The 20,046-nt window shown below is 42.0% G+C and carries 12 protein-coding genes and 1 pseudogene; 3 read left to right on the forward strand and 10 right to left on the reverse strand.

Annotated features, from left to right (window positions below; genetic code table 11):
- Window positions 1-1,051: 1,051 nt before the first annotated feature.
- The 8 genes from HG263_RS04290 to miaE (HG263_RS22800) form a co-directional block, all read right to left on the reverse strand.
- Complete coding sequence (locus HG263_RS04290; RefSeq protein ID WP_171624810.1) at window positions 1,052-3,070, reverse strand: ATP-binding protein; 2,019 nt, start codon at window positions 3,068-3,070, stop codon at window positions 1,052-1,054.
- A gap of 9 nt (window positions 3,071-3,079) precedes the next feature.
- Window positions 3,080-4,327 (reverse strand): restriction endonuclease subunit S, encoded by a 1,248-nt coding sequence (locus HG263_RS04295; protein ID WP_171624811.1) that lies wholly within the window; start codon window positions 4,325-4,327, stop codon window positions 3,080-3,082.
- The gene (locus tag HG263_RS04300) at window positions 4,324-5,814 is read right to left on the reverse strand and encodes a class I SAM-dependent DNA methyltransferase (protein ID WP_171624812.1); all 1,491 of its coding nucleotides are present in this window, start codon (window positions 5,812-5,814) and stop codon (window positions 4,324-4,326) included. Before HG263_RS04300 ends, HG263_RS04295 begins: the two co-directional genes overlap by 4 nt.
- 3 nt (window positions 5,815-5,817) lie before the next feature.
- Window positions 5,818-7,614, reverse strand: coding sequence for an AAA family ATPase (locus tag HG263_RS04305; RefSeq protein WP_171624813.1), 1,797 nt, complete (start codon window positions 7,612-7,614; stop codon window positions 5,818-5,820).
- 1 nt (window position 7,615) lies between these two features.
- Entirely contained in the window at window positions 7,616-9,928 is a 2,313-nt protein-coding gene (gene hsdR, locus HG263_RS04310) for an EcoAI/FtnUII family type I restriction enzme subunit R (protein ID WP_171624814.1), read from the reverse strand.
- Window positions 9,929-10,855: 927 nt separating this feature from the next.
- On the reverse strand, window positions 10,856-12,109 hold the full coding sequence (locus HG263_RS04315) for a hypothetical protein (RefSeq protein WP_171624815.1): 1,254 nt from the start codon (window positions 12,107-12,109) through the stop codon (window positions 10,856-10,858).
- Window positions 12,110-12,118: 9 nt separating this feature from the next.
- On the reverse strand, window positions 12,119-12,895 hold the full coding sequence (miaE, locus tag HG263_RS04320; RefSeq protein ID WP_171624816.1) for a tRNA isopentenyl-2-thiomethyl-A-37 hydroxylase MiaE: 777 nt from the start codon (window positions 12,893-12,895) through the stop codon (window positions 12,119-12,121).
- A 1-nt stretch (window position 12,896) separates the two neighbouring features.
- A complete protein-coding gene (gene miaE, locus HG263_RS22800; RefSeq protein ID WP_171624817.1) occupies window positions 12,897-13,130 on the reverse strand; it encodes a tRNA isopentenyl-2-thiomethyl-A-37 hydroxylase MiaE in 234 nt (77 codons plus the stop codon).
- A gap of 230 nt (window positions 13,131-13,360) precedes the next feature.
- On the opposite strand from miaE (HG263_RS22800), the gene HG263_RS04330 reads away from it, so the two are divergent.
- Both HG263_RS04330 and HG263_RS04335 read left to right on the forward strand, forming a co-directional pair.
- On the forward strand, window positions 13,361-15,835 hold the full coding sequence (locus HG263_RS04330; RefSeq protein ID WP_171624818.1) for a tetratricopeptide repeat protein: 2,475 nt from the start codon (window positions 13,361-13,363) through the stop codon (window positions 15,833-15,835).
- A 133-nt stretch (window positions 15,836-15,968) separates the two neighbouring features.
- A pseudogene (locus HG263_RS04335) lies at window positions 15,969-16,749 on the forward strand (PhzF family phenazine biosynthesis protein).
- Between the two features lie 275 nt (window positions 16,750-17,024).
- Here the strand turns inward: HG263_RS04335 and HG263_RS04340 are convergent.
- Window positions 17,025-17,489, reverse strand: coding sequence for a DUF2846 domain-containing protein (locus tag HG263_RS04340; protein ID WP_171624819.1), 465 nt, complete (start codon window positions 17,487-17,489; stop codon window positions 17,025-17,027).
- 357 nt (window positions 17,490-17,846) lie between these two features.
- On the opposite strand from HG263_RS04340, the gene HG263_RS04345 reads away from it, so the two are divergent.
- The gene (locus HG263_RS04345; RefSeq protein WP_171624820.1) at window positions 17,847-18,446 is read left to right on the forward strand and encodes a Yip1 family protein; all 600 of its coding nucleotides are present in this window, start codon (window positions 17,847-17,849) and stop codon (window positions 18,444-18,446) included.
- Between the two features lie 71 nt (window positions 18,447-18,517).
- Here HG263_RS04345 and purF read toward each other — a convergent pair whose 3' ends face one another.
- Complete coding sequence (gene purF / locus HG263_RS04350; RefSeq protein WP_171624821.1) at window positions 18,518-20,044, reverse strand: amidophosphoribosyltransferase; 1,527 nt, start codon at window positions 20,042-20,044, stop codon at window positions 18,518-18,520.
- Window positions 20,045-20,046: the final 2 nt, after the last annotated feature.

Raw genomic sequence — 20,046 nt, forward strand, 5'->3', positions numbered from 1 at the left:
TGAATATTAAGGATGCCTCTAGAACCATTGTACAACGGTGGCTCCTAACCAAACTCTACAATAGGTTTAATAGTAATTAGACTACAAAACAACTCAATCAGAACAACCACCAACGTGACCCCCAAAGTGCGCGCTTGAATATCAAGGAGGCCATAAAGTCATTTTAAACAGCAGTTTAGGTCTTAACTCCACTACATGATTTATAGCAATTAGATGTGAAACGAATCACTCCGCTCAGGTACTAACGGAATCCCTACAAGTGCGTGTTTGAATATTAAGGGTACCTCTAAAATCATTGTACAACGATAGCAGCTGACGTAACTTACTGCATGATTTAATAGTGAATCTGGTAGCAAGAAGTGTTACTTAACACTGCTACCGATGTAACCCCTAAGTGCGTGTTTGAATATTAAGGCTGCCTTACAACGGTAGCTGGAGCTTAGTTTTACTGCATAATTAAATATTAATTAGACGGAAAACGGTCTGCTCAGCACTGATGCCAACTTAGACCTTTAAGTGCGTGTTTGAATATTAAGAGTACCTCTAAAACCATGTACAACAGCTGCCTTAAACTTCACGCCGTGCATGTTTGAATATTAATGGCTCTTAAAATCATTTTACAACTATAACGGCTGACGTAACTTACCAGATGATTCAGTGGTGAATCTGGTAGCAAGAAGTGTCACTTAACACTGCTACCGATGTAGCCCCTAAGTGCGTGTTTGAATATTAAGGGCACCTCTAAAGCTATCCTACAACAGCTGCTTTAAACTTCACGCCAATACATCATTTATAGTAAATGGATGCGAAACCAGCCACTCAGCTCTGATACCAATGTAATCCCTACAAGTGCGTGTTTGAATATTAATGGTTCATAAAACGTTTTAAAGCACTAGCGGGCAACATAGCTGGCCGCTTGATTTTAAGGTATATTTGGTAGCAATAAAAGTCACTCAACACTGCTACTAATGTAGTCCTCTACGTGCGTACTTGAATATTAATCGCATCTATAATCATTGTACAACGATAGCAACCACAGTTGTGATAAACACTATGCGGAGGGTAAGCCTAGCTTGTCAAAGAAGGCCCTATTTCGCTCTCTTGCAGCCTTTACTAACTGGTCGAAACTAATTACTTCAATATAGGCATGTGACGGCTCATTGTAGCCGAAATAGCCCATACCATCAGACGTGATGCGTAAGTTAGCCCGACGGCATCGCTTTTTCATCGACTCAGTCAGATCACACAATACATAGCAATAACCAGGAATATCGTTATTCCCAGGTATAGGCCTTCCAGACTTTGTCGTCACTTTACCATCACGTACTCGCTCTAAATAACTCAAAGCTTGATCAATGGGGTCTTTGTCTTCACCCCCACTCATATCATTACGCATGGGACGCTTGATTTCGATTACGGTTATTGAGGCAAGTGGAAAGCTCGCATCGTCGTTAACGAGCATAGGGTTATCGAACACTTTTAAGCTTAATAAATCAGGCTCTTTAGTGGCGACATTTCCTGTGATAGGCATAGCATTCAGTGTTTTGTCAGAAGCCAAGTAATTGTGAAAAGCTAAACGCTCATCGATCAGCCAAAGGTTGCATGAGTCAACAAAAACCTCGCTAGAATCCTTACGCATAGGCATGATCAGCTCATGAATCATATCCTCACGTGCGTATTTGCCATTATCTAGCCGTTCTATGGATTTTTGCAGTAGGTCGATTACAACTTTACGATGTGATACATAATTAGCTAGATCAGACTTTTTGAGGTCTTCGGCTTTACGTAAATACTCACTTAGCCTTTCCTTGTATACCTCTAAGAGCTCACCATTTCTGGGCTGCATTACGTCATGACCCTCGGTCACAAGTTGACGCTCAACCTCGTACCATTGGGCATGTAAATGCAGCTCTAAGTCTCTATCTGACTTTTCAGGATCAACAATTAGCATCTCTTCCGTTACATAGTGTGTTATAGGCCGGTATCGTGGCGCGTTATTGTCGATAAAGTCTTCTACACGCTTACGACCTGCTGATACATTTTCTGCTAAAACGTCTTGTAGATACTCTTTAGTACGGGCTAACACCTCAACACGAATAGTGCTAAAGCTCACATCGTTGAGCATGCTATCAACGTCTTCGGCAATATTAAAAGAAGTCCGCTCACTTCGTACATGCTCATCGAGGTAGTTAGAGGATACATAACAAGTGTACGTAAACTCGCCGTCAGCATCTGATATCTTGCCGTAAAGGCCAGGCATCTTGCCCTGAATCGACTCCTCTTTGACCAACCTGTTCGCAGCACATAAGGCTAGTTGATGTTTTTTGTTAACTGATGCTCTAAATTTGATGTGAATTAGGTCAAAGGAGTGGTCTTGAATAGTTATGGTTTCATGATGAGTACTTGCATGCATGTGCTCTTCATACAAAGTGTCTAGGTCTATTGTCTCTCCTGACTCTTCTACAATCATCCGTGGCGGCTTTTCGCTACGTACAAAATACCATAGTACATGTTCCAGTAGTTGGTTAGCTATAGAGGCTCCTTTACAAGGCACCTGCTTTCTATAGCTTTTGTCAAAACCCATTAACTTGATAATAGTACCTGGCTTCTGGGCTGTAGGGGGAACAACCTTTTCTCCATGGACACCTTTCTTATCATCAAAGCAAAGTATACGTTTTTTGAGTTCACCTTCACTATCAATAAAGTGACTTTCTACTTCCACCAAATCAAACACTTTCAACCACATCAAGCGGCCAACGCCTCGACAACCTTTACCTATTTTATGATCAGAATCAAGCGTTTCAAATGATCTAAAGTTCACCTCATCAAAGCCACAACCATTATCCGTAATAGTAAAACCAACGATTGGTTGTTGTGTTTTAGCGCTGAAGTCAAGGCTAGCCTGAGCTGCGCGATCGATACTAAGAACAATCCTACCTGAATCGCTGCAATCTCTTTCCTCGATCGAGTGAATAGAGTTTACTACCGCCTCAAATACAGGCATTAGCCCATGGCTCTTCGGTAAGGAGGTGTTGCGTAACCGTCCTTTTAGATTGGTTTGTAAACTCATACTCTCTCCTTAGAGCTCGCCTTTAAAGGCAGAATCGAGAATTGATGATTTTAAAGTGATTAAGTCGAAAACCTTTGAATTGATCTGTTCTTTTAAATCACGATTCTTTTTGCATAATAGATTCATTTTGTCTACGAGTTTAACCTGCTCCTCAAGTGGTGGACGCGGTATATCCAAGTTAGAAACCATTACTTTGGTTAAAGCTTGTCTTGTTGCGCCGCCAGCCCCTTGGAAAAGTAACAAGGCTTTGAATTTAGGACTGGTCAAAAGGTAATTCAGGTATAAAGAATCTAATTCTAGTGTAGGGCGAATGATGCATACGTGCTGGTTTACACGGGCTGGCAGATACTCATTCGGAGCAACGCAACACCGAGCAATTGATGCTCCGGTAATATTTAAAAGAACGTCACCTCTTTCTACAACAACATTTCTTAACTTCTCGGCTTGATCATCATCTATGAAAGCTAACCCCGCTGGCTTAAATTCCAAATCATGCACATTGAGGCTACGTATCAATGATACCCCCGATTCTTTATAAGCTTTTTGCCCACCCTTTGGCGTTGCCCCGCTACCTATTTTATTCGCGAGTGTTGATAAAGGTTCCGTTGAATAATCCAAATAGACTTTCTCAAATACCTGATCAAGTGAACTTGCATACAAAGCATCAGCCAACGAGGCGCTTTCCTGCAAGTGCTCAATGGCTATATCGATGCGGTTGAGCAAGGCATTGAGTTTTTCAACAATGCGCTCCTGTTCTGAAAATGGTGCCAATGGAACAGGTGTACCCTTAAGTTTTTTGATATTAGTTCGAGTAATTGCAGCTCCAGAAATATCTCCGAGAAGGAAGTTCTGCCCCACTTGAGATTGCAGGTAATAGTTCAAGTATTTAGGTAGTATTATTGAGCGCTTTTGCTTAATTAGGGCAACACTTGACAGTAGTGAGAAAGGTTCATCCAACTCATTTAGGCAGCATGTACCAGTCATTGCGCCGTCTTTTGTTAACAACTGATCATCAATCTCTGGTGGACATCTAGTATAAATATTCGAATGTGTATCTTGATCTATGTATGAAATGTTGTCTAGCTTCATTCCACTGTTTTTGATGTTCTTGGATGTGATATATTTAAATCTTCCTGGCTCCCACTCCGAGAACTGAACCTTCGGGCTATGGTGAGTTCCGTCAGTTATCTTTTCAGACACGTCCTCAAGAGTTTTCCATGCCCAGCTGTCTGGAAGCACGTATTGAACCTGTTTCATTTTTTATGCCCCACCAACAAATCTTCAATCTCATCCAGCAGGCTAGATACCAACTTTTCTTTGATACGAATCTGCTTGAGAATATCGCTAGGCGCTAAATGCTCGGCATCCTTCTGCTTGGCAGGGTTCTTGGCTGATAGATCGTAGTCTTCTGCGAGCTTGCTGGCCGATATTGTCCATGAACGATCCGTGGTTTCACGGCTGCTATACAGCTCAACAAACTCTTCCAGGTGCTTATCTGTTACCGGTTTGTTTTTAGTAAGCTTTTGCTCAGGTTCACATTCGTAGTACCACACATCACTAGTACCGCCGCTTCGTTCGAAAAACAGCACGTTGGTTTTAACGCCTGAGTAAGGTAAAAACACACCTGCGGGTAGACTTAAAATAGTATGCAGGTCAAAGTTCTCTAACAGCTCTTGCTTAACTTGCTTAAAAGCGCTGTTGGTTTGGAACAGAACACCTTCTGGCACTACAATTGCAGCTTTGCCCCCACTTTTAAGCGTTTTCATAAAGTGCTGCATGAACAACAACTCAGTGGCGTTAGCTTGAATAGGGAAGTTTTGTTGGATTTGTGGCTTCTCTTTACCCCCAAATGGCGGGTTGGCTAGAATGATGTCGTAGCGATCTTTCTCTTGAATATCTCGTATGTTCTGAGTAAGAGTGTTACCTCGGTACAAGTTGGGCGATTCAATACCATGCAAGATCATGTTCATCATGCCCATCACATAAGCCAAAGAGGTTTTTTCAAACCCAAAGAAAGTATCGCGTTGTATAAAATTCCATTGCTCAGTAGATAGCTCATCCTTTTTAGCCTTTAAATGATCAAAGGCCTCCACTAAGAAGCCACAAGAGCCTGCTGCGGCGTCGTAAATAGTTTGCCCTGCCTTAGGGTCAATTACCTTAAGCATCGCCCTTACAACAGGTCTAGGAGTGTAGAATTCACCTGCGTAGCCTCCCGCATCACCCATGTTCTGTAACAGACCTTCATAGACGAGTGATAGTTCGAACATTTCGTCACCAGATTGAAAGTTTAGGGTGTCGATAATATCCAGCACTTCACGAAGCGTATGGCCTGACGCGACCTTGTTATCTAAATATTGGAATATACCCCCAATCTTGTATGTAAACGATTTAGGGTCTGCTCCAGCACCAGTTGCGGCTGTATCTGCGAAACCTTTTAAATATGGAAACAGTTTGTTATTAACATAGTCAGTTAGGTCATCGCCGGTACGTGCTCGATTAATGTCTAGCTTACCGTCAGCATTTTTAGGGCAAGCCCAACTTGACCAACGATGGTCATCATCCAAGACAGGTTGATAGCCCTTGCCTGACAAAACTGCTTCATCCTCTTTTTCAGACTCGTAATCATCCAAAAACTTTAAAAATAGCACCCACGAAGTTTGCTCTGTGTAGTGCATGGCACCACTAATACCATCGTCGCGGCGAAGTATGTCGGTAATTCGGTCTATTTTTTGCTGTAATGACATTGTTTAAAGTTTTCCAGTAATAAAGTTGTACATGTTGGTTATGTCTTCGCTGATTTCTTCTCGCGGGATAAGATTGATATAGGCTTGGAGTTTTTCAATGTCGAGCCCTGCGCCCTCAGTGTTTATAAGTGGGTCAATAACACCTTTGGCATTTAATCGACGGATATCATCATTGTCACCTGGTTTATCAGGCTTTAAGTGGTTGCGTAACGCAATATCGCCGTTGTTGACTTGGTCTAAGGCGTTATTATTTGATAATGCAGTATGTGAAAGCAAGTAATTTTTGATTTCACGGCGTTTCCAAGCCAGTAGATATGGAGACACTTTAGTACCACGAGGCCATTTAACTGCATTGAGTAGGTCATTATAGATACGCCCATTGACTTGCACGCCATCGTTGGCGTTCCATTCAAGTGCAGCTTCATCCCTGTCACAGATTAAGAAGGCTCTAGTGGTGATAAGTGGCGAGTCAATTTTACTTAAACCATGTAGCCAATCAACTTTACCTTTACCAAAAGTCTCGTTAGCTGACGCGTAGCTTGATGACTTTTTCATTGCATGCACGGTCGATAACCTATCTATGTCTAGCCCTGCACGAGCAGCCAGACGTGTAAAAATGATCCAATCGTTGTAATCATCTAACAAGGCAATATTTGGCAACTTGCCACACACTTCGAATTCAACAGACTTTGCACGTGATAGAACACTTAACCTGTTGATCAATTGCTTGATTTTATTATCATCATTAATCCGGCCACTTTCTACGACTTTGAGGTGCTCAATGCGGTTTTCCTTAGCTGAAATAGAGTCCAGTAAATGCGTGGTAGTAATTGCATTACCTTGTATACCATGTAGTAAACTCCATAGCTTTTCCACATTTTTATAGTGTAGATGTGAGTCAGCCTCATCCAATAGGAACAAGGTATCAGGCGCATCGAAAAGGTCAATCAACGCATAAAGAAAGAGTAATTGGTATTCGCCATCGCTTAGCTGGTCGAGCTCAATTTCCCCCTTGAAAAGAAGCTTATAACCTTGCTTGTCTATGAAATAGTTATTATCCGCTGCTTGAGTGAAGAAGCTCACCTCAGGATCAAACGCTGTATTTTGAGCTTGAGCATTTACTTCACCTGCTTCAGCGCCTTCTTCTCCTGCTTGAGTTTGTCTTGGAAAATCGAACGATATATCAACCAAGCGATCTGCAAATATTTCAATAGTGTGCTTGCGAATTGGCTCTTCGAACTCATAGTCCTTCGAGTAAAGGATGCTGATAAAGCTATCAAGTGAACGAAAATAAGGTGTACTTCTAAGCGTATTAACTTCGCCCTTCATTTCTCGTTTTAAGGCATCTTGCACTCTAGATACATAGTTTTTGTCTATTTTAAACGCACACTTCAGACAGGTAGATTGATCATCACCATTCTGAGCTGACTCAGTAACGTACCCGCGCTCACGCAAAAACGAGCGAACCTTACCGGTACGTTTGATTGAAGTCGCCAAAAAAATAAGTAGTTTAGACCAAGGTTTATCGAAGTACATACATTCTAAACCAAGGCCTCTACCAGCTTGTCTTTCGCGTCCCAAGTAGCTACTAAACTTTTCTGAGTAGTTTTCGTTTTGCCCAGAAGAAAAACACACCACGTTCAAGTTTTGGTGTGCTCGTTTGTTTAACCGTTCTTCAAATACCGATTGTAAAATACTCGATTTACCGCTGCCATTCTCACCAATCAAGGTTGCTACCTTATTGATCATAAGGTTTTGCTGTTGGTCATAAAGAGGGTTGGGCGCTAGTGTTATTTCCATATTAATTCACGTGATAAAGCTGTTGCTGCAATTGTTTGAATGCTGCTAGTAGGTATGCAGGTTTACCTCCAAAAGCAGTCGAGGCATCTTTAACAGTCCCCAAACCTGATAGTTCAATTAGAGCTGGCAAGCGCTCGCGTGATAGCTCTGCACTGCCTGTTTGCTCGTAGCGGTTTAGTACAAAGTGTAAAAACTGCTGAGCCTTTTCTTGCTGGTACTGACTAAAAAAGGTGCTATTAGCACGTACATTGTCAGCGCGAGCTTTACGTGTAGCCATAGGCTGCTCAAAGGCTAAAAAAGCAAGTAAGTCGAATATATCGCACTCTTCAGCTTCGAACATGCGACGCAACGTGGCAAGCTGCTCTTTATCGAAGCCCGCTTGCACAAGTTTACTGAGTAAGGTTTCTCGCTCGTCGGGATCTGACCAAATTTTAGTTAACTCTTCAACCGACTTAAATAGCCCTGGCAGTTGAGTGATAAGGCGCTCAACAAACTCTTGCACTGTGAGCGGCTTACCATTGTCGTCTATATATCGGATCTCAACATCAGTAACCTTAAGTTCACGATGCTTGCCTAACTTCACTTTTAACCGTGGCTTAGGCTCACCAGGTGTAGGCTCCGGCCCTTCTGTACCTCCTGGCGGCTCTGGTGTGTAAGGTGGTGTAGGTTCAGTGGTACCGCCTGGTTCTGGCGCTTCTGGCTCTCCATCCCAATCTTTATCGTAAAACTTATTAGAAGCACCGCGGAAATCGATAATACTGAAGTAGTCTTTTCCGTCAAAAACGCGAGTACCACGACCAACGATTTGCTTAAACTCCACCATTGACCCTATAGTTCGATCGAGCACTACGTTGCGCACATTACGAGCATCAACACCCGTAGTGAGCATTTGTGATGAAGTGATAATCGTGGGGATGTCTTTATCGTTGTCTTGAAATTTCTCAAGTAGTTCACGTCCACCTTTGCCTTCATCACTAGTAACGCGTACACAGTAGTGTGAGTCTTTAACCTTTTTGTGCTTATTGATCATGTCGCGCATAGTAAGCGCATGGTTTTGGTTTTCACAAAAAACGATGGTTTTGTCGAGCTGGTTAATATTGTCAATGATAGCCTTCGCCACTAACTCTGTACGCTCGTCGACAACTATTTTCTTATCGTAGTCTTCAACCTGATAAACATCTTGTCCTGACTCGCCCTCGATGACTTTGTCGTCTTTGGTCAGTACCAGCTCGTCTAAGTTAGTACGGACACGTTTGACTCGGTAAGGGGTTAGGAAACCATCATTAATACCGTCTTTTAGTGAGTACTCGAACGCTGGTGCACCAAAGTAGTCGTAAGTGTCTACATTTGCTTCACGTTTTGGCGTTGCAGTTAAACCTACATGCACGGCACTACCAAAGTGTTTTAGAATAGCATGCCATGAGCCTGATTCATTAGCACTGCCACGATGACACTCGTCAATCATTACTAGGTCAAAAAAGTCACTCGGGTAGGCTTTGTAGTGCCCCTCTATATCTTCGCGTTCAGCAATGGCTTGGTAGATGGCAAAAAAGATATGCGCATTAGTTGGTACTATTCCGCCTCGCTTGCGTACTTCTTCCCCGTTAATCTTGATCAGGTCTTTTTCGTATGGGTTAAAGGTGTTAATTGCTTGGTCTGCTAAAATATTACGGTCGGCTAAAAACAGTATTCTGGGGCGGCGGGTGCCAGGAGTTTCTTTGTTCCAGCGGGATTGAAACAGCTTGTGCACAATTTGAAAAGCAATGAATGTTTTACCAGTGCCCGTAGCCAGAGTTAACAATACACGTGGATCACCTCTACCAATCGCATCTGTAGCAGCATGTACGGCTAGTTCTTGGTAATAGCGAGGCTGCATTGCTCCTTCTAGATGAAACGGTACATTACGAAGCTGCTGCCCTAAGTCGGAACTCACACCGTCGTAACGATTTTCGAGCTCTTCTGGTGTTGGGTAAAACTCAATGTAGTCCCCCTTACCTGTTTCAAGATCAAACTCGTAGGTTTGAAGGCCATTACTGGAGTATACAAAACGAACTAATAGCTTTTTAGCGTAGTCAATGGCTTGTTGAAGCCCTTTAGTGGGGTGCTCAGACTCCTTCTTGGCCTCAACTACAGCGAGGTAACGGTTTTCCTTGTGAAGAAGGTAGTCGACGAAACAGCGCCTGCCTCTTAGGCCTCCTGATAGCTTGCGTCCATCGGTGAAGTAATGCTCACGAATGATATTACCTGGCTGCCAACGTGCTGCCTTGAGAGCTGGATCTATATAATTTGCTCTAGTATCTGCTTCTGATTGCACTTATCTACTCCCTGTATACGTTATTCGCTTATAGCCTACTATACCCACGTGTGCACGTAAGTTTAACTACCGACAAGATATACTTAGCCGATAGTGTTTTATACACAAAAACCACTTTTTTGTCTTTACATATTTAGACTTAGGTTGAGTTTCGAGCTATACAGCCTCTTCATCAGCCGGCTAAAAAGCCTCCCAGGTTCGTTGGAATATTTGGCGGGCCATACCATAGCTAAAATTAAAGACTGCTATTAACGCTAAGCAGCTGCTGCATAGGCTTTACCAAGTCACTTAACGTATTAGTAGCATGAAAGAATCAAGCGGTCAGGCCAACGGGCATACCCTTTGAAGTTGTTTCAAACCCTTTGCGCCGCAGGACGCTAACTTTTCGTACTCACAATCACTGTTTCCACTTAGACCGTAGTTAAAGAAGGCTTTTCATCCCGAATTAAGTGTATATGAACACTTTAAGATAAACCTAGCTGTGGTGGCTACGTCATAAGCTGATCCCAAATTAATTGCGATGCAGGGGGTTTCGAACGATAAAGCTGAAAGGGTAAAACAGAAGGCTAAATGTACAAGGGGTATCACTAAATACATATCGACTACCCCCTTCTAGCCTAGGATAGACTCCAATTAGAGAATAAAGCACCAATAGACACATCAACATAATTGGTGCGTAATATGAGGTCAATAAACAATCTAAGTAACAACATCTAACATACGTTGAAAGGCCATATATAACGAGAATAACGGCCACAAGGACAAAGAAGGCTTCGCCTCCTTTGTGCTCCTCCGACTTCGTCGTAGGAGTACTACTTGTCTAAGTAAAAATGTTAGGGCACGACAAATGGGCTAAAGTAACCCACCTACCAATCAACCATATATAACTACTCTAAGCTGTAAAGGGGGTGCGTTACAGTTAATTAACTAACTTCGAGATATGCTAATGTTGAAGCCATTTAAAACCTTCTGATACGCTTTTAGCATGACTTTTTCAGTAATCTCAGCATCACTGGTTTTGACTATTACTGAATCATGTAATGGCAATGCAGGGATCATTCTCAACTTGAGCTCATCAAGAATGATGCTCATGATAGTACTGTCCGTATTCTGTAGCTGTAGTCCGATATTCTTCTGCCCTATAAAGCTGGCTATATCAGGGTAAGCTTCCAAGAGCTTACTATACGCATATTCCCCTTTAATCCCAGGAGGTAGATCTTCAATAAGGCTATCTCTTGCATCAGGGTTTAAATGCACTCTTCCAGCTTCAGTTTTGTACTCTGACTTACCACTCATGGTAACCACTCTCTTAAAATCAGAGGGCTTTGAGTTAACCCATCTAACCACAAGGCGCTTTACAGTGTCCCTATCAAGACCAGGGATATCATATGGATCTTCTTTACATTGTACTTTCTTCCATGCATGTAGAATGTTTAGGTGCATTGCCTTATAGTCTAATTCGCAAGTATCTTCACCATCAATTTTGATAGTACTACGTAGAGCTTTTTTGTTATTTTGGTACGTCAGCATGCCATGAGTATAGAAACGCCCTCCTAACTCTAAAGAGTCCCTATAGACCCTTCTTAAAGCTATACACTGCTTCTTGCCATCCTGAACAACCTCAAAACACTTCAAGAAAGTATTTAAGATATTTACGGCTGTAACAACCTTTTTTGCTTGAGCAGGCAGAGGTAACATTTCCTTGCTCTCGTCTCTAATGACTACTAATGGACCCGTATATGCTAATTCACTCCACTTAACAGTATTTTTAACAAGCTCTTCGAACTTTTCTGTAGCCCAAAACGTTGACTGCTTATTGCTATGCTCACTTTGATGAGCGATATCTTGTTTTACAAGTGACTGTCTTTGAAGGAAGTTTAGTACACCTATTGTGGTCAGTGCATTCATTGCCCCTTTAACGTGGCTTGTTGAACGCGAATACCTTACTCGAAGGTTATGTTCGCTTGCATAAATTAGGTGGGCTAAAATTGTAGACAGACACTTTTTAGTTACTGGCTTGTTAAAACGTTTACCATTGTCATTATATGACTTTTTCATAGACTCCAAGAACTCTTCAACAATAAGAGAACTTTGATAGCTAATCCTATTACTCAACCGGTTACTTATTGCTTTTCTATGCAGAGTCCATACCGGTAGTAATTCTATTGCATCTTCAACCAAAGAAACACCCTACCTTTTATTAGCAGAGCAAGGTGCTATTGGCTTACCGCTGTGGAACTTGAAGTCCTCATCGGGGCTTGAGATAAGCTCAGCTTCAACATTGCCAAAGAACTCAACGCGCTCAGTGATATCAAATTCGCTAATATCTTGTGCCAGTGTTAAGTAATCTTGGTAATGACGCGCTTCAGAGCGAAGCAATGAAATATAAAAATCACCTAAACGTTTATCAACATGCGGAGCTAGCTTTGCAAAACGCTCACAAGAGCGAGCTTCAATATAAGCACCTATGATTAGTTTATCGACTAAAGCGTCAGGCTCGTAACTTTTCACATGACGCAGCATACCTTTTGCGTAACGGCATGGAGTAATACTCTGATACTCGACACCATATTCATGCATGATCTCGAGTACTTGATAAAAATGATGAAGCTCTTCTTTGATAAGCATCACCATTTTGTCTATCAAGTTTTGCCCGTAAGGTGTATTTGACTTTGGGATCATTGATTTGGTGAGCTTGTTCTTGTCTGCTAGTTCACGCCAGTTACCCTGTCGCTTGTATATCAGTGTCTCGAAGGGTTTAAGCCATTCGAGTAGCGCATCACCGCTCTCTTTATCCACTGCATACTTTCGAATCAAGAACATTGCTGACTGAGCTGCCTTCAACTCACACACTAGGTGGTCTATGAGCACCACTGATAGGTTGTCTTGCTTTGTTGCCTCAGTAATCCACTCATCAGGCGTTGATGCTTGTAGAAACGAATTAATTGGCTTTAGTAACTCATCCATCTTAAGCCTCCTTAGTGGTTAATTTATGGCCTAGGGGGAAATCACCATTGAAGGCGCTTATAAATAGGTCCGTTGTACAACCATTTAGCAACTTGCACATATACGCTTTTAGCTCACAAATTAAGTGATCGATCAGCACAACAGGCAGGTTTTCAGGTTTGGTTGCCGCCGCTACCCATGCATCAGGGGTGTCGCACTGTAAAAATTGTTTGATAGGCTTTAATAATTCGTCCAAGGGTAACGCTCGCTTTGACTATTTACTTTGGGCTAAATGAAATAACTTAATAAGCAGGCATTGTAACATAACAACACTCAATATTGGCTAACGCGTTTTATGATGCGCATCAAGCAATTACCACGTTTGCAATACAATTTAATTGCAAAATACGCAATAAATTACCAGTTTTGTTGATTTTTGCGTATAATCTCGCCAATTTTTTACGCTACTTACTGTTTGTTTAATTAATGAAGTTTCCCTTTTTAGTGCTTAGCCTGCTTTGTTTATGTTCATGCGCGGTCTCCCCATTACAGTTCGAAGAAGTAGCACAGCGCTCTAAGCAAATTACACAAGCGCAATATAAACTAGGCCAAAGCAGTCTCGAGAAACAAGATTACCAGTCCGCGTTAGCATGGTTTAACAATGCTGCTAAAAGAGGCCATGCTGGTGCAATGTCAATGCTAGGTTACCTATATACTCATGGCTTGGGAGTTAAACAAAACCACTTTAAGGCACTTCAATGGAGCAAGCGAGCTGCACAAAAAAACAATGCTCTGGCGATGTATAATCTGGGTACCCATTATTTTAACGGGTATGGCGTTGAAAAAAACCTACAGTTAGCGCTAAACTGGATACAATCAGCCGCCTCATTAGGCTTAGCCAAAGCACAATATAAGCTAGGGGGGCTTTATCACGCTGGAAACGTTAACGATAAAAACTCTCGTGAACAAAACCTACAACAGGCGATTTATTGGTACCAAAAAGCGGCTTTACAAAGTTATGCTGACGCGCGAGTCGCGCTTATTCGTCTTTATTTAAATAACCGAACCCTAGATCCTGACTTCGAGAAATCTGAATATTGGCTATCGCTCTCACAACGCGGGCACTCTATACATATTGCACAACAGTACTTTTACGGCACTGGGGTTACACAAAACTATGAAATAGCCAAGTCCCACTATGAAAAAGCCGCTTCTCACGGCAGTGTAGAAGCAAAAGCGATGCTCGCTCATATATATTTCGAGGGCCTAGGTGTTAAGCAGGATCGAAGCAAGGCAATGGCCCTTTTAAAAGAAGCTGCTAAAGGGGGGCATGTACTATCTCAGACAACACTGGCCAGAGCGCATCTGCTAGGTATGTATATTGAACAAAACGATACTGAAGCAATTAGGTGGTATACAGAAGCAGCACTTGCAGGAGAAGCCGCATCCCAATGGGCATTAGGTGAGATATACCTAAGTGGCCAAGTTGCTCACGCTGACTATAGTCAAGCCATCTATTGGTTAGAGCATGCGGCGCAACAGCAGCATTACCAAGCACAATTTAGCCTTGCCCGCCTTTACTTGGCCGGAAAAAAACAAAATATGACACCAACTCAGGCGTTTGATTGGACGGTTAACATGTTCCACACACGTATTTTTAAGAGTAAAGGTGATGATAATGCCGCGTCATTACATCAAATACTTGAGCAGTACTATAACTTAATCGTATTACTTGCCAATAATGTCGATAATCTCACGGTGCCTGAACCCATAATGCACCGATTGATTGAACAATTTCAGCATTACGCTGAGCGACTACCTAAAGCACCCAAGCGAATATATCGGATTATTGAAAGACAATTGCGTAATATCTCGGATTACCAACCGCTGTCACAGACGTGTGATATAACAATTGAAGTACTTACTGATAGCCAGCGAACAAACTTAGACAGCTACTATCGTAATGCACTTAGTTTGTTTTTGCCTTTTAAGCTCGACAATGTCTGTGTAAACGTAAAATACGTAGCACAACCTTTGCTGAATTGTGCGTCGCAACTGTGTATCACAACGGGATTATACGAAAAATATGGTACCGACATTCGCATTTATGCCAGTCGTTACTTTTATTACGAGGATTCTTTAGCCTATGCAATACAAAACCGAGCGCAAATATTTTCCAACGAACTCCCTAGCGCCAGTACCTTACACCATGAGCTGATGCACATGTTTCATTTTGATGATGAATATGCGTTAAATGAGGACAGGGCAAAAACACAATGTCACGTTAATCAGCGCTCTGCAAACATCGTTTATATTGAGTCGGACAGTCAGCTTCCCAAAGAAAAGCGATTCAAAGCAAATACCTGTAACAACGCTTCAAATATTACGGCATATAAGCAGGAAGCACACAATACCATTATGGATACAAACAGCCTATATCTGCCGAGAAAGTATATACGACACGTTCGGGATACCCGCACACAAAGCCTGTTTGATAAACACCAAGCTCGAAGCGTTGACAAGTGGCTTATAAAAAACAAATTATATTTTTTGGAAAAACATTGGAACGACAAAACCCGTCTCTTTCGAGTTCACTTTGACGTGAGTGATGAGCAATATGCTGATCAGGATATCGCACATGTTATTAAGCATGACCCCCTTAAGGCACTGCAAATCGCCGATAAATATGTAGCAAAGGTTTTTAGACCCATGTTTTTTTCAACGCAGCAGCCTCAAGACTATAACAAAAAAGCAATTTTTATCTTAACAGAGCTCGCAGAGCAAGGTCTGGCATTGGCACAATATTATTTGGCATGTTTTCTTGAGGTCCGAGGTGATTATGAGCTCGCTAAACTTTGGTATGCCCGAGCTGCTGAACAAGGCTTTTTGAATGCTAAAGAACGTATTGAACGTTTGATGACGCAAGATATTGACAGCTTCTTAGATGATATTGAAGACTAACATTGTAAGCTGCTTTGTTATCGGGCTTACCGCTAAGGTCAATACAACGTATTGTACCTAATAGAAATATAGACTCATATAAAACAAAGAACAAAAACAAGAACAAGAACAAGAACAAGAACAAGGAATGAGTATGCTGTTAGCCATTAATATTATCGATGCATTTACTGATACGCGCTTTAGCGGCAACTCTGCAGCCGTGGAGATCACTGATACTTGGCTAGCTGATGATTTAATGCAATCTATCGCATCTGAAAACAACCTCTCAGAAACGGCATTTTTGGTAAAGCAAAACGAGCATTATCATATCCGCTGGTTTTCTCCACTGACTGAAATCGACTTTTGTGGGCATGCTACCTTGGCAGCATCGTACGTGATTTTTTCACGATTTCCCGAGCAAGCGTCAATTACGCTTTATGCTAAAGCTGTGGGAAGTATGATGATAGAAAAATCCCCTGATGGACGCATTAAAATGGACTTTCCGAATCGCATGCCGCAAAAGCTTGAAACAATACCTCAACAGCTACTGCTTGGACTATCGATAAGACCGAGCAACGTGTTAAAAAACGCTCAGGCCTACTTTGCTATCTATGATCATGAAGAAGATGTGTTGGCCGTCACTCAAGATAAAACACAACTGATGCAATTAAGGCCACTTGATGTGGTAGTAACCGCTCTATCTCATGGTGAATATGATTTTATCTCTCGCTACTTTTGGCCTGCTAATGGCGGTGATGAAGACCCGGTAACGGGCTCTATTCATACAGGTCTTGCTCCCTACTGGGCGAAAATCCAAGCTTGTTGCTTATCAAGCGTCAAAGCGAGGAGGTGTGCTGTACTGCGAGGTTGAGGGTGAACGTGTGCTCATCAGTGGTTTCGCGGTGAAGTATCTAGAGGGAGTTATTGAGGTTTAACTTTTGTAAGGGTGGCATACTAAACCAAATGGTATCCAAATATCTAACCTGAGGTTTGGATAAGAAATAGGTTAATTCATTGTTTTTAAATAAAATGATTAACTTTCATTCTCATCTAGCCAGTAGTTTTAGGGATAACAAGGCGAATTTACGTACTAATAGCAGGCTATTAGAAGTGAATTCAACGCAGTTAGCGTTAAAACTAGCTGCTAGAGAGGTATTAGTTATCCGAAGCTCAGGTTATTTAGATACCATGTTACAAACCAGTTAAAGCATTACAATTGGCTACTGCATTTGCCTTGCTTGGCCAGTTTTAAGGCTGAAACCGCTTTTTTACCTTCCTCTTCACTCACCACTTTAACATCGGCACCACCAACAAAAGCACCTAGCTTAATATACTGCTCAACAAAATAGTGCTTGCCCGCTTGCGTCTCGACCTTTAGATCATTTGGAGAAAACTCAGACTCAGTTGCAACTGCATGCTCCTTATTGCCCTCTACCTCTGTATAGAAGAATACTTTCGGTGCTGTTTCCCCTACGCATTTACCATCCACCCAAACGTCTTTTTTGAGAGCAGCTCCGAGCATTGAGTCTCTATAAATATATAACCCAGCCATACCATCTGAAGGTGCTGAAAACTGCTTTGCTTGTTCCGACAACTCTTTTGGCTCAAGTGGAACAGACGAACATCCCGCGAACAGTGTAACAGCCGCTACACATAATAGTGATTTTTTGAACATAGTTACTCCAGTGCTCATTATTTTTATAGTCCCTAAAATTAGGCGAGCTGGATAATACTTCTCAAATACATTATTAACAATTAAGAAATAGTCTTGATGTAATTATTTGTAAATGGAGTGACAATAGGCACAGGTGATTTATAGACAAGTTGCACAGAACCTCTTCACAGTCAAAACCTAATGCGTGATCATAACTTCGTTAGGCATTGATACTGTACAATTAGGTAAGCTTTACTAGGTTCTGAATGTTTCAATTAGACAAAAGTTTAACCTATTCTTGACAAAAATCGGACCGTCTCTCATAACTAAACAGACGCAGTATAAAAATAACACAACAATATTAATGAGGGGCCGGTTATGATCTTAAACCATTTATGGGGCTTATATGCCCATCCACTCGAAGAGTGGCAAACCATCGACAATCGTCACGAAAGCATTAAATATAGTCTTTCTCACATAGCCCTAATTGCGCTAATACCAAGCATTATGGGTTATTATTCATCGGTGCATTTAGGGTGGAAAATTGGTGCCGGAGACGCCGTTTATCTCACTCACGACAGTGCATTATTAATTGCGGTAGCTATGTATGTAGCCTTAATAGTCGGCATCTTTGCATTATCTTATCTATCGCACTGGATGGCTGTAACCTTCGGGGCCAAACCCACCTTTACGCAGACCATTGAATTATCAGCTTACACCGCAACCCCTATGTTTATGTCTGCATTTTCGGCCTTTTACCCCGAGTTATGGTTTGTGGTAAGTGTAGGCTTAGTGGCGTTAGCGTATTCGGTATACCTGCTTTATACAGGCGTGCCTATTTTAATGCACATCCCTGAAGAGCGTGGCTTTATCTACGCAAGCTCAGTGGTTACCTGCGGACTTATTTTGCTGGTGATCATTTTAGCTACAACCGCAATACTTTGGACCAATGGTATTATTAGCCCTACTTTTAGCTAGCATGATGTAAAAGTGAAACAAAAAAGGAGCGATGTCACGCTCCTTTTTTTGCTGCTCGTTGTGATCAGTACTTATTCACCTTCACCGGTTTCTTGGTTGTGTAATTCAAGACTTGCAGACATCGCTTTTTCACGAGTCGATTTTGCTGAGTCGTTACGCAACGCATCTACACGGTTTAAGTAATTTTGATCAATATCACCTGTAATGTATTGGCCATCAAATACCGATGTTTCAAAACGTGTGATCTCAGGGTTTTCTTCTCGTACCGCAGCAATTAAATCCGGTAGAGATTGATAAATCAAACCATCTGAGCCAATGCTAGAGTTGATGTCTTCCACTTCACGGCCATGAGCAATCAGCTCTGCAGCTGATGGCATATCTATTCCGTAAACGTTAGGAAAGCGCACTTCTGGTGCTGCAGAGGCAAAGTACACATTTTTCGCCCCAGCTTCACGCGCCATTTCAACAATCTGAGCAGATGTTGTGCCACGAACAATTGAATCATCCACTAACAGTACATTTTTACCTTTAAACTCGCTGTCTATCGCATTGAGCTTACGACGTACCGACTTCTTACGCATTTCTTGCCCAGGCATAATGAATGTACGGCCAATGTAACGGTTTTTCACAAAACCTTGACGATAAGGTAAATCAAGCACTGATGCGATTTCTAAAGCAATATCACAAGAGGTCTCAGGAATAGGGATAACAACGTCTATTTCTTTGTCAGCCCAATCTCTAGCAATCTTCTCGCCCAACTTTGTACCCATATTTACACGCGTGGCGTAAACAGACATTTTATCAATTACAGAGTCAGGGCGCGCAAAGTATACAAACTCAAAGATACATGGTGCATGCATTGTCTTAGCTGCACAAAGTTGTGAATAAAATTCACCGTCTTCAGTTACATAAATTGCTTCACCTGGTGCAACATCACGAACAAAATCATAACCATCAATTTTCAATGCAACACTTTCTGAGGCAAACATATATTCCGTGCCTTGAGACGTTTCGCGCTTACCAAACACCAACGGACGTATACCGCTTGGGTCTCTGAATGCCAAAATACCGTGGCCGATGATCATTGCAATACTTGCATAACCACCCGTTACTTGATTATTAACAGCAGTGATGGCAGCAAACATATCTTGCGCATCTAACTTCATTTTTTCAGTTTTACCGAGCTCGTAAGCTAAGATATTCAGCAAGGTTTCAGAATCAGAAGTTGTATTAACATGACGGCGCGCTTGCTTAAACAAACGCTCTCTTAACGCTTCAGCATTAGTTAAGTTACCATTATGCGCCAGCGCTATGCCAAAAGGTGAGTTTACATAAAAAGGTTGTGCCTCAGCGGAACTCGAAGAACCAGCTGTTGGGTAACGCACATGGCCGATACCAATACTACCTTGTAATCGCTTCATATGGCGTGTGTGAAACACATCCTTCACTAAGCCATTCGCTTTACGTAAGCTAAACGTATTGTTGTCAATGGTAATAATACCCGCCGCATCTTGACCACGGTGCTGCAAAACAGTTAAGCCATCATAAATCGCCTGATTAACAGGAGACTTTCCGACTATCCCAACGATACCACACATTA

Source organism: Pseudoalteromonas caenipelagi (assembly GCF_013140855.1).
Taxonomy (GTDB): domain Bacteria; phylum Pseudomonadota; class Gammaproteobacteria; order Enterobacterales; family Alteromonadaceae; genus Pseudoalteromonas; species Pseudoalteromonas caenipelagi.

What these genes read in the sequence shown, in the direction of transcription:
- HG263_RS04290 (WP_171624810.1), bottom strand. Translation starts at nt 3,070, where the DNA reads ATGAGTTTACAAACCAATCTAAAAGGACGGTTACGCAACACCTCCTTA.
- HG263_RS04295 (WP_171624811.1), bottom strand. Translation starts at nt 4,327, where the DNA reads ATGAAACAGGTTCAATACGTGCTTCCAGACAGCTGGGCATGGAAAACT.
- HG263_RS04300 (WP_171624812.1), bottom strand. Translation starts at nt 5,814, where the DNA reads ATGTCATTACAGCAAAAAATAGACCGAATTACCGACATACTTCGCCGC.
- HG263_RS04305 (WP_171624813.1), bottom strand. Translation starts at nt 7,614, where the DNA reads ATGGAAATAACACTAGCGCCCAACCCTCTTTATGACCAACAGCAAAAC.
- miaE (WP_171624816.1), bottom strand. Translation starts at nt 12,895, where the DNA reads ATGGATGAGTTACTAAAGCCAATTAATTCGTTTCTACAAGCATCAACG.
- HG263_RS04330 (WP_171624818.1), top strand. Translation starts at nt 13,361, where the DNA reads ATGAAGTTTCCCTTTTTAGTGCTTAGCCTGCTTTGTTTATGTTCATGC.
- HG263_RS04340 (WP_171624819.1), bottom strand. Translation starts at nt 17,489, where the DNA reads ATGTTCAAAAAATCACTATTATGTGTAGCGGCTGTTACACTGTTCGCG.
- HG263_RS04345 (WP_171624820.1), top strand. Translation starts at nt 17,847, where the DNA reads ATGATCTTAAACCATTTATGGGGCTTATATGCCCATCCACTCGAAGAG.
- purF (WP_171624821.1), bottom strand. Translation starts at nt 20,044, where the DNA reads ATGTGTGGTATCGTTGGGATAGTCGGAAAGTCTCCTGTTAATCAGGCG.